General features: G+C 64.0%; 13 protein-coding genes. 3 read left to right on the top strand and 10 right to left on the bottom strand.

Features of this window, described 5'->3' with window-relative positions; genetic code table 11:
• Positions 1 to 25: 25 nt before the first annotated feature.
• Positions 26 to 1987 carry an AAA family ATPase gene (locus M2375_RS19180; RefSeq protein ID WP_259169569.1) on the top strand — a complete coding sequence of 654 codons (1962 nt, stop codon included), beginning with the start codon at positions 26 to 28 and terminating at the stop codon, positions 1985 to 1987.
• A 79-nt stretch (positions 1988 to 2066) separates the two neighbouring features.
• Here the strand turns inward: M2375_RS19180 and M2375_RS19175 are convergent, their stop codons facing one another.
• The 6 genes from M2375_RS19175 to M2375_RS19150 form a co-directional block, all read right to left on the bottom strand.
• Positions 2067 to 3242, bottom strand: coding sequence for a TraB/GumN family protein (locus M2375_RS19175; protein WP_259169568.1), 1176 nt, complete (start codon positions 3240 to 3242; stop codon positions 2067 to 2069).
• Between the two features lie 29 nt (positions 3243 to 3271).
• A complete protein-coding gene (locus tag M2375_RS19170; RefSeq protein ID WP_259169567.1) occupies positions 3272 to 4468 on the bottom strand; it encodes a M20 aminoacylase family protein in 1197 nt (398 codons plus the stop codon).
• A 165-nt stretch (positions 4469 to 4633) separates the two neighbouring features.
• On the bottom strand, positions 4634 to 5809 hold the full coding sequence (locus tag M2375_RS19165) for an MFS transporter (RefSeq protein ID WP_259169864.1): 1176 nt from the start codon (positions 5807 to 5809) through the stop codon (positions 4634 to 4636).
• A 163-nt stretch (positions 5810 to 5972) separates the two neighbouring features.
• Positions 5973 to 6791 carry a pseudouridine synthase gene (locus M2375_RS19160; RefSeq protein ID WP_259169566.1) on the bottom strand — a complete coding sequence of 273 codons (819 nt, stop codon included), beginning with the start codon at positions 6789 to 6791 and terminating at the stop codon, positions 5973 to 5975.
• Positions 6792 to 6836: 45 nt separating this feature from the next.
• Complete coding sequence (locus M2375_RS19155) at positions 6837 to 7268, bottom strand: DUF6691 family protein (RefSeq protein WP_259169565.1); 432 nt, start codon at positions 7266 to 7268, stop codon at positions 6837 to 6839.
• 10 nt (positions 7269 to 7278) lie between these two features.
• The gene (locus tag M2375_RS19150; RefSeq protein WP_259169564.1) at positions 7279 to 7707 is read right to left on the bottom strand and encodes a YeeE/YedE family protein; all 429 of its coding nucleotides are present in this window, start codon (positions 7705 to 7707) and stop codon (positions 7279 to 7281) included.
• A gap of 558 nt (positions 7708 to 8265) precedes the next feature.
• Here M2375_RS19150 and M2375_RS19145 point away from each other — a divergent pair.
• Positions 8266 to 9174 (top strand): MBL fold metallo-hydrolase, encoded by a 909-nt coding sequence (locus tag M2375_RS19145; protein ID WP_259169563.1) that lies wholly within the window; start codon positions 8266 to 8268, stop codon positions 9172 to 9174.
• A 33-nt stretch (positions 9175 to 9207) separates the two neighbouring features.
• Here M2375_RS19145 and M2375_RS19140 read toward each other — a convergent pair whose 3' ends face one another.
• The 3 genes from M2375_RS19140 to M2375_RS19130 all read right to left on the bottom strand — a co-directional run bounded on the left by M2375_RS19140 (position 9208) and on the right by M2375_RS19130 (position 13017).
• A complete protein-coding gene (locus tag M2375_RS19140; protein WP_259169562.1) occupies positions 9208 to 10488 on the bottom strand; it encodes an MFS transporter in 1281 nt (426 codons plus the stop codon).
• Between the two features lie 533 nt (positions 10489 to 11021).
• Positions 11022 to 11861, bottom strand: a complete 840-nt coding sequence (locus M2375_RS19135) for an META and DUF4377 domain-containing protein (protein ID WP_259169560.1) — start codon at positions 11859 to 11861, stop codon at positions 11022 to 11024.
• A 277-nt stretch (positions 11862 to 12138) separates the two neighbouring features.
• The gene (locus M2375_RS19130; protein WP_404979351.1) at positions 12139 to 13017 is read right to left on the bottom strand and encodes a peptidoglycan DD-metalloendopeptidase family protein; all 879 of its coding nucleotides are present in this window, start codon (positions 13015 to 13017) and stop codon (positions 12139 to 12141) included.
• A gap of 351 nt (positions 13018 to 13368) precedes the next feature.
• Between M2375_RS19130 and M2375_RS19125 the strand changes: the two genes are divergently transcribed.
• Positions 13369 to 13950: a DUF2242 domain-containing protein gene (locus M2375_RS19125; protein ID WP_404979350.1), complete on the top strand. Its 582-nt coding sequence runs from the start codon at positions 13369 to 13371 to the stop codon at positions 13948 to 13950.
• 109 nt (positions 13951 to 14059) lie between these two features.
• Here M2375_RS19125 and M2375_RS19120 read toward each other — a convergent pair whose 3' ends face one another.
• On the bottom strand, positions 14060 to 15436 hold the full coding sequence (locus M2375_RS19120; protein ID WP_259169558.1) for a YdgA family protein: 1377 nt from the start codon (positions 15434 to 15436) through the stop codon (positions 14060 to 14062).
• Positions 15437 to 15447 lie beyond the last annotated feature (11 nt).

The raw sequence follows: 15447 nt of genomic DNA, 5'->3' as shown, positions 1-15447 counted from the left end.
GAAGAGACAGCACAACATGAAAGAAATGAAAACCTCCCCGGAGCTATTGCTTCGCGTTCAGATGCATGAGCGTCAACAAAACCTGCAGGCCATTGCGGCCCAGCTGAAAACCGAATTGATCGGTATTGATGACGTGATTGACCGTGTGACGGGCGCTGTGCGCGCCTGGTACGTGATGCCCCAGCTCATTACCCGCCCCGTGATCGTGTGCCTGTGGGGATTGACAGGCACGGGCAAGACCCAGCTGACGCGCCGCCTGGCGCAGCTGCTGGGTTTTTATGATCGCTTTGTCGAAGTCCAGATGGACGGATTCAGCCAAAACGGTGACAGCTATGGCGCGTCAACCATCTCCGGCACGCTCGAGAGTGCCGGGCTGGTGGAAGGCGCGCCCGGCATTCTGGTGCTCGATGAGTTCCAGCGTTACCGCACCGTGAGCAGCCGTGGCGATGACAGCAAGGTCGAGCGCTACCAGGATGTCTGGGCCTTGTTGTCGGACGGCAAGCTGCCGCCGGCCTTGTCGGAGCTGCACAGCATAGAGCGCAAGCTGGCGGACGCGCTGTATGACGCCGAGCGGGCCGAAGAGGACGACCCGCAGGAGCGGCACAAAAAGCAGAAGATGCGCTACAAGATCGATGCTTGGGATGCCCAGGCACTCAAGCGCAGCCTCAAGCTCGATGCGCCCTTGCTGGAGATCATGCAGTGGAGCAATGACTACATTCACCAACTGCTGGTCCAGTTTCGCAGCTCCCAGCAATCCTGGGAGACCGATTACAGCCGGCTGCTGGTCTTTGTCTGTGGCAACCTCGATGAGATGTACACGGAAACGGCCAGCCGCGTCGAGGACTGCGATACCGATGCCGACATTTTTCACCGGCTCACCAGCCGGTTGTCGCTGATCGATGTCAAGCGGGCTTTGGCCGAACGCTTCAAGCCCGAGCAGATCGCCCGGCTGGGCAACCAGCATGTGATCTACCCGTCGTTCAGCCGCTCGGCCTACGAGCAGCTGATTGCCATGACGGTGCACAACTATGTGCAGGGGATTGAAGCCAACTGCGGGCTGCGCTTTGTCATCGGCCACGATGTGCTGGCGCAGATCTACCAGAATGCCGTGTTTCCTACGCAGGGGACGCGGCCCTTGTTCTCGTCGGTGCACACGATCTTGTCGAGTGCGCTGGTGGATGCGGCGCTGTGGGCGCTGGAGCAGGGCGCGCAGGCGGGCCAGCAGTTACAGGTGCAAATGGCCGCTGGTGCTGCACATTTGCAGATTCGGTGTGATCTGCAAGACGGGCCGCGCCAGCAGTGCTTTGCCGTGCCGCTGGATCTGAACAAGGTCAAGCTGCGCACCAGCGTGGATTTTCGCGCGCTGCTGGCGGTGCATGAAGCCGGACATGGCCTCGTCTATGCGCTGCTGTTTGGCCGCACGCCGCAGGAGCTGAAGATCAATATCGCCACCTTCGAGGGCGGCTACAACAGCTTTACCGAGCTGCAGGCGACCTCGCAGCGCAATATGCTGGACATGGTCTGCGTGGGCCTGGCAGGCCGCGCGGCCGAGCGCCATGTGTTTGGCCAGGAGGCCTGTACCACGGGTGCCGAGCAGGACATTTTGCAGGCTACGGCGGATGCGGCACGCTACCTGCGCCACCTGGGTTTTGGTGCACGTCTGTCGCGCACCGATGTGTCCCAGGAGCCGGGCGATAACACCAATACCGAGGTGGCGCCCAGCAATGACGGTATCGAAGCCTTGCTGCAAGCGCAGATGCTGCGTGCGCAAGACCTGCTGGTGCAACACAACGGCTTGCTGGTCGCGATGACCGGCTTGTTGCTGCGTGAGGGCCTGATCAGCCCGACCGCGATGGCGCAGTTGTGTGCCGAGCACGGCCAGGTGGTGCAAGCCAGTGCGGCGCAGGCGCCCGATGCCGCTGAACAGAAGTGGGTGCTGGAGCCCTATGCCGGCATGCTGGCTGCGCACAGCCATAACTCGTTGTAATCACGGGCTAATCACGCTGTAATCCAGCGGGCTTGCCCGCCTTTTTGTACGCCGCCTGCCGCAACGCAGGCGGCGTTTTTTATGGCGCGGTTGCCGGCTTGTCATCAGAAGCAGTGCGACTGCTAGGGTTGGCCGCATCGGCGCCTTTGCCAGTCAATTGCCGCACCGTAAAGCCCTGCTTTTGCAGCAGCCCCAGCAGGTTGTTGTCGCCCACCATGTGCAGCAGGCCGACGGCGATGAAGAGCTGGGGATTGGCCGCTATCAGCGCCGGCAACCGCTCAGCCATGCGCTGGTTGCGGTCATCGAGCAGCGCTGTTTTCATGCCCATGTCGCCCAGGCACTGGCAGTCGCGCAGCAACTGCTCCAGCGCGGGCAGGTCACCAGTTTCCCAGTACCGGGCCAGGTCCAGTGCCACCTGGCGGCCCTTGCCGCTGTCGATGTCATCGAGCGCCTTGCGGATGTCATCGGGCGTGGCCAGCTGCGCTGGCACGCCATTGCCGCCCAGGCCGATGGCTGCCAGTTGTTCTTGTGCGGTCTCGATGGCTTTGACGGGCTTGCCCACCGCATGCGCCATCGCGGCCAGGTTCAGGTCAATGCCGTAGGCGGCAAGGTAGCCGCTGCGCGCCACATCCTGCATGCTCAGCGTGATCAACCGGGCCAAGGTTGCAGCATGGGTCTGCCAGGCGGTCATGTCCACACAGGATGCGGTCGCCATCTGGCCCATGCGGCTGAGCAGCTCTGGGTGCTGGCGCATGACCAGTTTTTGCCGGTCGCTGTCTTCGCGCATGGCCTGGGTCAAGGCTTGCAGGGTGGCGGGGTCCACCGGGTCCAGCTCCAACGCAATCGCCGGTGCGCTGCGCAGCGCCTGCGTGGTGCGCGGGCCCGGAAAAATCCAGGACAACTGGCCCACATGGATGCTGCCCCAGAGGTAGGCTACCTCTTGGCCACGGCGCAGCTCCCAGAGCACGCCCCTGTCAGGCTGCGGCTTGCGCGCCTGGGCCTCGTACACCGCCGGGTCAGTAACCGGTGGGGCAGGGCAAGCCGGGTTGCTGGTAGGTGCCAGCTTGGGTGCGGGCGTAGGCGCGGATGCCGCTGCGGTGCGTGCCTGGGCGGCGTGCCCGCCGGCGAGCAAGGCCAGCCCCAGCAGCAGCTGGGGCAAGTGCCGCTTGGCGCGGGCGAGCCGCTGAGGAAGGTGCGAGAGGGTAGATATGCGCTGCAAACGGGGCTCCAGATCAGGCGGCAGGGGCTTGCGCATGGGCAAGCAGCCCATGCGGCAGTGAGCGCTTAGCGCAGCGCCTGGGTATCGAACCAGCGGCGTGCCAGACGGTCCCAGAACTTGGCGCCTAGCGCGATGTTGTTGTCGTTGAAATCATAGCCTGGGTTGTGCAGCCCCACGCCGGGTTGGCCGTCTGTGCCATTGCCGATCCAGCCATAGGCGCCGGGCACTTCTTCGAGCATGAAGCCAAAGTCCTCGGCCGTCATCGCGGGCAGCACATCGGTGTGGGCGTGGCTGTTGCCGACCACCTCGCGCATCACCTCGCCCATGAACAGCGCCTCCTTGCGGTGGTTGGTGGTGTTGGGGTAGCCGGGTTTGATGATGACCTCGGCGCTGGCAAAGTGGGCCTCGGCGATGTGGCTGGAGACGCGGTGCAGCCCATCGATGAGGAACTGCTGGGAGGCCAGGGTCAGGTTGCGGCAGGTGCCATAGATGCGCGCCTCGTCGGGGATGATGTTCTCCACCGTACCCGACTCGATCTTGCCCACGGTCAGCACGGCGGCGTCGAGCGGATCGGTGCCACGCGAGACCAGGGTTTGCAACTGGCCAACGATGGAGCAGGCCACGGGGATCGGGTCCACCGTGGTGTGGGGCAGTGCGGCATGGCCGCCCCGGCCGCGCACCACAATCTCAAAGCGCAACGCAGCCGCCATGATCGGCCCCACACGCACCCCCATTTGGCCTTGCGGCAGGGCCGGCCAGTTGTGCAGCGCAAACACGGCCTGGCAGGGGAACTGCGTGAACAGGCCGTCTTGCATCATCGCGCGGGCACCAGCGCCGCCTTCTTCACCAGGTTGAAAGATCAGGTGTACCGTGCCGTCGAAATCACGCTGGCCAGCCAGCAGCTCGGCCGCGCCCATCACCATCGTCGTGTGGCCGTCGTGGCCGCAGGCATGCATGCGGCCCGGGTACTGGCTGATGTGGCCAAACTGGTTGGTCTCCTGCACCGGCAGCGCATCCATATCGGCACGGATGCCAATGGCCGGCCCCGGGTTGGCGGCATCGCGCCCCCGGCCGTAGATGCTGGCCACGATGCCGGTGGTGCCCAGGCCGCGCACCATGGGAATGCCCAGCGCCGTCAGATAGGCTGCGATCTTGTCGGCAGTGCGGTTTTCTTCGTACTTCAGCTCGGGGTGCATGTGCAGATCGCGACGGAATGCGGTGAGCTGGTTGATGTTGGGGGCGTTGTGTTGGTCGACGTACATGGTCTGGCTCGTATCAGTGCGTGCCGCTGTCTGTTGGCAAGCCGGGGATGCGGCTTGCCAAGAGCGGCGCAGATGCAAGCCTACCATTGTCCTCCTTGCCGCCCTGGGCGTGTGCGCGACAGCGCCAGGGGGTAGCCCCCGGCGGGCAGCCCCGGGTAGATGCCCCTATGCCGCGCCGGCGGTGGTGGGCGCGCTCGGATGGGATAGCCTGCGGTCAGCCAGCAAGGCCGCCACATTGAACAATGCCAACACCGCACCAGCGATGCAGGCACCCGTCCAGCCGCCGTGGTGCCAGGCCCAGGCGCCGATGGCCGAGCCTGCCGATGCGCCGATGAAGTAGCCCGTCATATAGCAGGCATTGATGCGCGAGCGCGCCTCGGGTGCCAGGCGGTAGATGACGTTCTGGTTGCAGATGTGGGTGCCTTGCAGTGCCAGCTCAATCACCAGCATGCCGACGATGAACAGGAACACCGAATGCTGGCTGTACCACAGCAGCGCCCAGTTGACGACCAACAGCAGCACCGAGAAGGCGGTGGTCGGGCGCTCCAGGCCCTTGTCTACCAGGCGGCCTGCAGCATTGGCCATTAAGGCGCCGGCCACACCCGACAGGCCAATGAGGCCGATGGACGAATCGCTCAGGCCGTGCTCGGGGCCGCCGAGCATCAGGGCCATCGTCGAGAACAGCACGCTGACCGATGCAAAGGCGAGGCCCCCCAGCAAGGTGCGGGTGCGCAGGCGGGGCTGCGTGCGTACCAAGGTGGCCATGCTGCCCAGCACCTGGCCATAGGGCAGGCGTGGGCCGCTGTGCGCTACTTTGGGCAGCACCCGGTACAGGGCCAGCGCCACCAGCACCATGGCGATGCCGCCCGCCTTGTAGACCAGGCTCCATCCGCCCACGGCCGACAGGAGTCCGGCGACGGTGCGCGAGAGCAAAATGCCGGTGAGCAGGCCGCTCATCACCAGGCCGACGGCGCGGCCGCTCGACTCACGCGGGGCCAGGCTGGCGGCCATGGGCACCAGCACCTGCGCGGCCACTGAGAACAGGCCGGTGACCAGGGTGCCCAGTACCAGGGCCGTGAAGGGCGAGGGCATCCACTCGGCAAAGCCGCTGACCAGCAGGCCGATCGCTGCGAGCAGCATCAGGCCCACGGTCAGTTTGCGGCGCTCGAGCATATCGCCCAGCGGCACCAGAAACAGCAGGCCGATGGCATAAGACACCTGCGCACAGGTGACCAGAATGCCGGCCGTACTTTCGCTCACCTGCAGCGCGTGCGCGATGGAGTTGAGCAGTGGTTGGTTGAAGTAATTGGCCCCTGCGCACAGGCCGCAGGCCGTTGCCATCAGCAGCAAGACGGCGGGGCTGAGCGTTGGACTTGGTGCAGCAGCGCGGCTGGCGGGAGAAGATGTTGTTTGTTGATTTTGCACGGGGCGAGTGTGCGCGTATTTGAAAAACTAGGTGCGCCTCTGGTCTTGCAGTGGTGGCGCTGTGCGCAACCCCCGCTTGTCAATCACGCGACCAATGCGGGCTGCGCAGCAGCGCCTGCCATTGCTGCAGGCTGGGGTGTGGTTCCGCCTCGCGGGCCGCTGCTGCGGGTGCTGTAGCTGCTGTGTTGGGCAGCAGCAGGCCGCTGTCAATATGCAAAGGCGCCTGCGTGTAAGGGTGCTGCAGCGACAGCGACCAGGCATGCAGCCACAGCCGCTGCAGGCCCAGGAGCTCGGCCCACCAGCGGTTCAGCGGGCCCTTGCCATGGGTGGCATCGCCAATGATGGGGTGGGCGATGTGCTTGAGATGGCGGCGGATTTGGTGGCGGCGCCCGGTGTGCGGCTCGGCCAGCACCAAGGACAGGCGCGTGCCTGCAAAGCGGCTGTCGTAGGCCTCGGGGTGTGCCATGCTGGCCAGGCGTGCAAAGCGGGTTTGCGCAGGCTGGGCCGGCGCATCTGCTGGCGCGTCATCCGGGCGCAGCGCGTGGTCCACATCACAGTGCACAGGTGCCCAGCCGCGCACCATGGCCAGGTAGCGTTTGTGAAGCTGGTGGTTTTCAAACTGCATGCGCGTGCGGCTGGCGGCTTCTGCATGCAGGGCCAGCAGCAGCACACCGCAGGTGCCTTTGTCCAGCCGGTGCAGCGGAAAGACATGCTGGCCAATCTGGTCGCGCAGGGTCTGCACGACAAAGCGCGTCTCGCCGGCATCCAGTCCGGTGCGGTGCACCAGCCATTGGGCAGGCTTGTAGATGGCAACCAGGTGCTCGTCGCGCCAGAGCACGGGCAGGGGGCAGTCCTGGGGGTGTGCATGGGCAAAGGCGGGGTCAATGGCAAGAGGCATGGGGATGGAAGGGCCAGTTGCCCATCATGAGGGGATGTTTGCTATTTATTTTATAGTGCTTGGTGGTTGCTGCTTGCGCCATAGCCCGAAGAGCACCATACCCACCATCATGGCCGCGCTGAAAATGGCGGCCGATTGTATGCCCGCCGCGATGCCGACCAGTGCCGGCCCGGGGCAGTAACCGGCCAGCCCCCAGCCTATGCCGAACAGCGCCGAGCCGATGCACAGTGGCGCATCCACCAGCTTGCCTGGCGGCAGTGGCATGGGCTCGCCCAACAGGCTGCGCCCGCGTTGGCGGGCCAGGGCAAAACCTGGCAGAGCCACGGCGATGGCCCCGCCCATCACCAGAGCCAATGAGGGGTCCCAGGCCCCTGCCAGATCCAGAAATCCCAGCACCTTGTGGGGATCGGCCATGCCGGACACCAGCAGGCCCAGGCCGAACAGCAGACCCGCGATGGCAGCGATCACAACGGTCATGACAGCCTCCTCAAAGCACGTGGCGAAGCACAAACACAGTGGCAAAAGCGCAGGCCATAAAGGTCAAAGTGGCGACCAGGGAGCGCCGCGACAGGCGGGAGAGCCCGCAGACCCCATGCCCGCTGGTGCAGCCCGAGCCCAGGCGCGTGCCAATGCCCACCAGCAGGCCAGCGAGCACCAGCAGGGGCCAACTGGCCGGGCTGCTGGCGGCAGGCAGGGGTGTAAACAGGCGGTAAAGCCAGGGCGCGGCCAGCAAGCCGGCGACAAAGGCCAGCCGCCAGGTGCCGCCCTGCGGGCGCGGCGGCAGCAGGGCAGCGACGATGCCGCTGATACCGGCAATGCAACCATTGAACAGCACCAGCAGCACGGCGGCCAGGCCAATCAAGGCGCCGCCCAGCAGGGCCGCCAAAGGCGTGAAGGCAGACAGAGCGATGGACATAAGAGGCTTTCGGTGGCGGTGAGAGGACGCCGTGCTTGAGGGCGCTGGCAGTATGGGGTATTTTGCGTCTGCAGCCGTGCCAGCAGGCCCGCATCTGCGCGCTGGTCAACGGTATTCTTGCCATCGCGCCGGTGTCTGCGACAAGGCGGGCTGCACCATGCCCTGCTGTGTCGCCGATTCATAAATCTCCTTGGCTCAAGCGGCAGCGCAGCGGCAAGCGATCCGCGTTGGCCCGCCTGAGGGCGGCAACGGCTGGGGAGGCTCTGCAAAACGCCCTGCCGTGGTCTGAACGCGGAATTGGGCAAGGCGCTGTGTTGTCTTCTTTGTCAATAGCCTGCTATTGACTGTAAAAGACGCCTTGCGGCCCATCCCAATCCGCGTGCATGCCATGGGGCGAGGGTTTTGCGGAGCCTCCCTTGGGGCTTTGGCGCAGCGATTGCGGAAGCGGAGGGGCGTGGAGCTAGCGGCTCCGGGGTAAGTTTTTGTATATTGATATTGATTATCAAGTTGATTTTCACTATATTAAAAAATATATTCTCTTGTGAAGGTGTTTTGATTATGGCCTCCGCAGCTTCCTTTGGTGTTCAGGCATTTTTCGATGCGGTGACCAGCACCGTCAGCTATGTGCTGCACGATGTGGCCAGCCGCGAGGCTGCGGTGGTAGACCCGGTCTGGGACTTCGATGCCAAGAGTGGCCGCAGCAGCACCCTGTCGGCCCAGCGCATCGTCGATTATCTGCAAGCCCAGCAGCTGGATTTGCGCTGGGTGCTGGAGACCCATGCCCACGCCGACCACCTGTCGGCAGCCCAATGGCTGCGTGCGCAAGTGCCAGCAGGCGCAGCAGGGACGGCTGCGCCAGTTGTGATTGGCCAGCAGATCACCACCGTGCAAAAGGTGTTTGGCGGCATCTATGGCATGGACGACTGCATCGCGCCCCAAGGGGCCGACTTTGACCGTTTGCTCTGTGATGGCGACGTGCTGGTGCTGGGTGCCACGCGCATCAGAGCCCTGGGCGTTCCCGGCCACACGCCCGTCGACTTGGCCTATGCCGTGGAAGCGGCCGGCGCCGTGGCTGCCATTTTTGTGGGCGATACCTTGTTCATGCCCGATGTGGGAACGGCGCGCTGTGATTTTCCCGGCGGCGATGCGCGCGCGCTTTACCGCTCCATCAGCCGCCTGCTGGCCCACCCGCCGCAGACGGTGCTGTATGTCTGCCACGATTACCCGCCTGCATGGCGCACCGCTGCCTGGTGCAGCACGGTGGCTGAGCAGCGTGCGCACAACATCCATGTGCACGATGGCGTGAACGAGGCGGCCTTTGTGGCGATGCGCGAAGCGCGTGATGCGACCTTGGGCATGCCGCAGCTGATGCTGCCCTCGGTGCAGGTCAACATCCGCGCGGGCCGCCTGCCCGATGCCGATGCGCAGGGCCGGCGTTTTCTCAAACTGCCGGTGAATGCCCTCTGACTGCCTTTTGAAAAGCGTGTGGACGGCCCGGGCTTATCGGCCTGCAGACTGCTGCTGCGCGTCTTCGAAGCGGTTCACCTTCCACAAGCTAGGGAAGAGCCGCGTCCACAGCCCCACCACCAAGAGCGAGCACAGTCCGCCAGCCACCGCAGCGGGCACGGCACCCAGCAAGGCGGCACTGCTGCCCGCGCGGAACTCGCCCAGCTCATTGGACGAGCCGATGAACAGCATGTTGACCGCATTGACGCGGCCGCGCATGTTGTCGGGCGTGGCAAATTGCAGCAGCGAGCCGCGCACATAGACGCTCACCATATCGGCCGCGCCCGCCACGGCCAGGGCCAGGCAGGACAGCCACAGCCAGTGCGACAGCGAGAACACCAGGTTGGCGAGGCCAAACACCGCCACGGCCAGCATCATGCGCCGGCCCACTTGGGTGCCAAAGGGGCGGCTGCTCAGGTACAGGCCCGCGCAGACTTCGCCCATCGCCATGGCGCTGCGCAGCAGGCCCAGGCCTTCGGGGCCGGTGTGCAGCACTTCATGGGCATAGATGGGCAGCAGCGCCACCACGCCGCCTAGCAGTACGGCAAACAGGTCGAGCGAGATGGTACCCAAGACCATAGGGCGGCCAAAGATAAAGCGGATGCCCGCGCCAAAGCGCTGCCAGATGGAATCGCGCGGGGCTCCCGGCTCAGTCGCCACTTTGGGCGCTGCATACAGCACCTTGACGCGCAGCAGCAGTGCCGTGCCAACCGCAAAGGCCAGCATGCACACACCGTAGGTCCATACCGCCCCGCCGGCGGCATACAAAAAGCCGCCCAACATGGGCGCGCCAATGGCTGAGCAGCGCATCACCACGCTGTTGGTGGCAATGGCTTTGGGCAGCAGGGCCAGCGGCACCAACTGCGGCAACAGGCTTTGCAGCGCCGGGCCCGAGAAAGCGCGGGTGGCGCCATACAGCACCAGCACCGCATAGATGCCCGCCACGCCAGCATTGCCATGGCCAGACAGCCACAGCAGCAGTGCGCTGCAGACACTGCCCAAGGCCCAACTGGTGGCCAGCACTTTCTTGCGGGGCAGGCGGTCGATCAGCTCGCCAGCGGGCAAGAGCAGCAGCAGCATCGGAATGAACTGGGCCAACCCGACAAAGGCCAGGGCCATGGGGTTGCGCGTGAGGTCATAGACCTGCCAGGCCACCACCACCGCCTGGATCTGGGTGGCACCCACGGCAAAGACCCGCGCGATCAGGAAAACAAGAAAGCCGCTGTGCTGGTCGCGCAGCAGCGGCGGAGGGGCAGAGTTGGTAGTCGCTGGCATGGGGGAGTGCGCAGCTTGCAAAGGCCCAGCTGCTGCAACCGCTGAATGGTTGTGGGTAGTTGTGGCGCCATTCTGCCATGGCGAATCAACTCTTATATAAGAGTTGGGCTTATCCATGCGGCAGGCAGGCCTTGCCCAAAAGCGCGGGATAGCTGCGCAGGCCTTGGTGAACCAAGACCTGCGGGACCCTCTGCAAAACTCCCTGCCGTGGTCTGAATGCGGGCTCGGGCGATCCGCTGCGCTGTCTTGCTCGGCAATGGCGACAGCTCGCCTTCAAAAGACGCCTTGCCGCGTATCCCGATCCGCGTCCCTCCCATGGGCGAGGGTTTTGCAGAGCCTGCTGAGCGCAATGCCGTGTACGGGATTCGGTACGATCTGCGGCCCGATCCCGCGCTAGCGCCGTGCCCAGAAAAAACAAACCCCCCGTCACTGCGCTTGGGCGGCAACGGGGGGCTGGGCGTTTTCGGACTGGGGCAGGGGCAGGATGGAGGCGCCTCACATCGGTGGGCGCGCTGGTGCCCACCGGGCCTTTATCAAGGCGCCTTGGCGGTCTCCACGGTCATATCCAGCACATAGGCGTAGCGCGACGCATCTGCAGGCGGGTTGGCAATGGTGTAGCGCTTGAGGCGCAGCACATTGCTGTAGCCGGGCGTGTGTTGGTAGCCTTCAATATTGCCGTAGAAGTGCTGCCAGTCGCCGGTCACCGTCTTGCGGCCGTTGCTGTCATAACGCAGTTCGCGCACCTGCAGGCATTGCACGCCCTTGGCCACACCGTGGCTGCAAGGCTTGGTTTGTGGGCCCACTTCGTAGAACATGGTCTCGCCTGCGCTGCCGTACTTGGTAGCGTTGGTGGGCACTGACTTCAGCAGCCAGCGGCTGCCGTCATTGAATTGCAGGGTCAGGCGCGGCGCGTTGTTGTCTTGCGTGATCCGCAGGCTCTCGGCGCGCGTGATCTGGGCGCTGACGGCCTGCTCCAGCTGCATCAGTGGAGGCTCACATGCCATCATCGTGCCGATGGGGTTGGTGATGCTGATCTTGTCGCCATCGAGTTGGTAGCCCGCACCCATGACATTGCAGAGGTTGCCGATGCTCACGCGGTGCGCCGTTTTGGCATCGCCGCTGAAGCCCAGGCGCAGCACCTTCTTGGGTGCCAAGGCGGTGAAGGCAGGCAGGGCGCGACCGGCCTGGTCTTCGGCGCGCTCCAGATCCCAGTGGTAGGCCTGCAGGGTTTGGTCGGCAGCGGAGGCGTTCATGGCGGGTGCGACGCTGCCCGTGGCCGGCGTCGTGGTGGTGGTGGATGATGGGGTGCTGCTGCAGGCGGCCAGGGCCATGGCAGCAGCTGCGCTGAGGCTCATCAGTTTCCAACGTTGCATATGCTGTTTTTCCTTGTTCGAGGCAGCGCGTGGGCGCGCTGCAGTGGGTGAAAGCAAACTTAGCTTGCCATGTTAGGGGCTGCCCGCAGGTGCCGGTGTAGGCCAAGCTTGGCGCTTGACTGCCCGTTCATTGCTGCTGTTACGGCAGTGACTGCCTAAATCTTAGGCGCATGAAAATTATTGAAGTGACTCAAAGACTTGCCATCTTGTCCAGAGCCTTGTCCACATGCTGACCCACAGATATATGGGATAACCACAGGTGTTCTTCAGTCGGCTATCAGGCGGGCAGGAACAGAGCGGGGTCCACCATGCTGCGGTTGAGCATCACCCCCCAGTGCAGGTGGGGGCCGGTCACGCGGCCGGTGGCGCCCACCTTGCCAATCGCCTCGCCAGCGCGCACGCTCTGGCCTTCGCGCACCTGGGTGGCGCTCAGGTGGCAGTACATGGTGAGAAAGCCGCCGCCATGGTCCATCCAGATGGTGTGGCCGTTGAAGAAGTAGTCGCCCACATCGATGATGGTGCCGCCCAGCGGCGCCTTGACCGGCGTGCCTGTGCCTGCTGCGATGTCCATGCCACTGTGCGGATTGCGTGACTGGCCGTTGAACACCCGGCGCAGTCCAAAAGAGCTGGAGCGCCTGCCGGGCACTGGCACCGGCAGCTGCATCTGTGCAGGCAGGGGTGTGCTGAAGGTGGCCATCACCTGTTGCTGGTGGTCGCGCTCGCGCTCGTAGCGGGCGTTGTCGGCGGCAGACAGATCCACCGTCTTGGGCGCCACCTTGAGGCGCTGCTCGCTGTATTTTTTGTCGCGCACGGTGTAGGGGATGCTGCGCGGGCCTGCCGCCGTCTGCAGCTTGATCTCGGCCGGGCCGGGGGTGGCCGACAGCGGTATGCCGACCAGGGCCGTCCATTCGATGGCGTCGCCCAACACCAGCAGTGGAATATCGCCCGCGAAGGCTTGGGGCCGTTCGGCAGCGGGGCCTAGCGACAGGCGCGCGACGCCGCCGGGAACGCGGGAGTCCGCAGGCCAGCCGTCGGTTGCCGCAGCGCTTGCGCTGTGCAGCCAGGGCAGCAGCACCAGGCCACTGCCTGCCTGGAGCAGGCGGCGGCGCTGCAGCATGGTGGAGTTGGAATGGCGGGCTGGGTTAGATGTGGGCATGGCTAGGATGGCATGGAGTAAAGCTGCTTTTAAAAGCATAGCGCCTTGTGCTTTTCCATCCTGGGCAAATGCCGCGCATAATATGCAAAATTTGGTAAACCAGACAGGCGCTGTTTGCGCTGAGCGACACGGCTGGTAGCATGCCTCTTCGCCCCTCGCAGGGGGCATGCTATACAGGCGTTGGCTGACATGCTGCGCCCGCTGCATCCCTTACAGTGGTCCGGCTTGGCCTGCATCCCTGTCATCCAGGTCATCTTGTTGTTTCGGGAGTTCGTTTCGTTCATGTTGGGCAAGCATTCAGACCTACTTTTACTGGCTGCATCCACCAGCTGCAAACCTCAGCGCTCGTTCGTGGGTTGGTCCTTGGTGGCGGCCTTGGCGCTGGCGGTATCGGGTTGCGGCAGCCTGGACCGTGATACCGACAACCACCGCTACAACGTGGTAGCCCATGAAACCTTTGGCTCGTCATCGACCTATTCGCGCCTGTTTGATGCACCGCCTGAGCGCGCTTGCGAGGCGGCACGCCGTGCGCTGCTGAGCCAAGGTTATCTGATCAATGTCTCCAAGGGCAAAGAGGTGGAGGGGCAAAAAAGCTTCCAGCCCGCCACCGACAACCACCAGATCATCACCATCCGCGTGGTCTGCGCGGCCGACAGCAAAGACGGCAAGGTGACGCTGGGCTTTGTCTCCGCGCTCAAGGACACCTACAACCTCAAGAAAAGCAGCAACTCGGCCAGCGTCGGCGTGGGCGCTTTAGGTTCGCTGTCTCTGCCTTTTTCTGCCGGCAACGATTCCATGGTCAAGGTCGGCAGCGAAACCGTCAGCTCGGCCACCTTCTACGACAGCTTCTTTGACCTGATCAAGTCCTACCTGCGCCAGGACGATGAGCTGCGCCAGCAAAGCCTGACGGGCGAGGAAGAGTTCGTGGAGTAGCTGGCTGCTGGCGGCTTGCCGCTGGCTTGGCGCAACGCATACAAAAAAGCCCGCCATCGTCGAGATGGCGGGCTTGGTTTTTTTAGGTGCTAGTGGCCAGCGTTGTGGCTTAGGGCATGGCGGACAGCAGGCCCATCATGCCGTTTTGGTCCAGCGGCTTGCCATTGGCCTGCAGCTGGCCTTGTTCCCACTGCAGCTTCGAGCTCATGCGGTCGCCGCTCTCGACCAGCAAACCCGCTTGCACCAAGCCGCTCAGGCGGGTGGCCACATCTTCTTGCACGAAGCTGGCGAGCTGCTTTTCGTCAATCTCGGCGCCCTCGTTTTCCTGCAGGTAGGTCTCGCGCACCTTGCTGGCGTACAGGGACTGCAGCACAGGCTTGGGCATATCGAGGCGCAGCTGCGCCTTGAAGTCCATCATCGGGTTGAGTGGCTTGCTGGCATCACCCTGGTAGGCCAGGGAGGCTGCCACCTCGGCCGTGCCTTCAGCCGTGCGCCAGCTGATGCGTTTGACCTCCAGCTCAGGCTTGCGTGCCAGCAGCTGCTGCATGCCTTGCATCAACAGTGTTTGCATGGCCTGCGGGTCGCCCTGGATCTGCTGGGATTCCTTGGTGAAGCGGTTCAGCCAGCCGGCGTCCAGGTTGTGCAGGCCCAGGTCAACGGCGATATCGTCGATCTTGTGGTCCTTTTGCACAAAGGATTTGACCGAGGTATTGATGGTGGTGTTGACCACGTCACCTGCCAGCTGGGTGTCGGCCACCATCTTCAGGTCGGCCATTTCAGCCGGGGTATCGCCGTTCTTGGGCGTGACCTTGAGGCTGGCAAGCGCCCATTGGAGGCTGCCCACCATGAATTCCTGGCCAGCAGGCTGGTGCATGTCAAAGCGCATGGTGTTGCCACTCATCAGCATCTCGGAGGCCTGGCCGTCGTCGTCTTCACCGGGCTTGGTCTGCATCAGCAGGCTGGGCATGGAGGCATCGCCCTTGATGCGGCTGAAATCGGAGGACATCTCGAAGTCCGATTTGAAGCCGCCAAAGGCGAGCTTGTCACCACCGAACTCGCCATTGAAGGCGGGCGATGTCACCTCGTTTTGGGTGTTCTTGGACCAGCCCAGCTTGCTCTTCCAGACGAGAGGCGCCTTGTCCTTGAAAGCCACTACCCACTCGGGGGGCGCATCGGGGTTGATGGCAAAGGTGGAGACGATTTCTGCCAGGTGCGCAAGGGGCAGTGGGCCGTGGCTGATGGCATGTTGGGCGGTGAACTGCAGCTTTTCTTCGCCGGTGTCCACGGTCCACAGGGTTTGGGCGGTCGACGAGAAAATGCCCTTTTGGTAATCCTGCACCTGCACCAGCAGAGGCGGCTTGCTCCACTCCTTGGCGGCGGTCGCAAAACCTTGCTCGATGTTGTTGCCGACCATGTAGCCCGTGGCTGCGCCACCGGCGACCAACACGGCCACGGCTGCGGCAATGCCGATGCCTAGTTTTTTCATGTATTTCCCCT

This window comes from Comamonas sp. BIGb0152 (genome assembly GCF_024809975.1).
Classification (GTDB): domain Bacteria; phylum Pseudomonadota; class Gammaproteobacteria; order Burkholderiales; family Burkholderiaceae_C; genus Comamonas.
The sequence above is the reverse complement of the archived record's forward strand: the minus strand, read 5'-3'. Positions and strand labels throughout refer to the sequence as shown.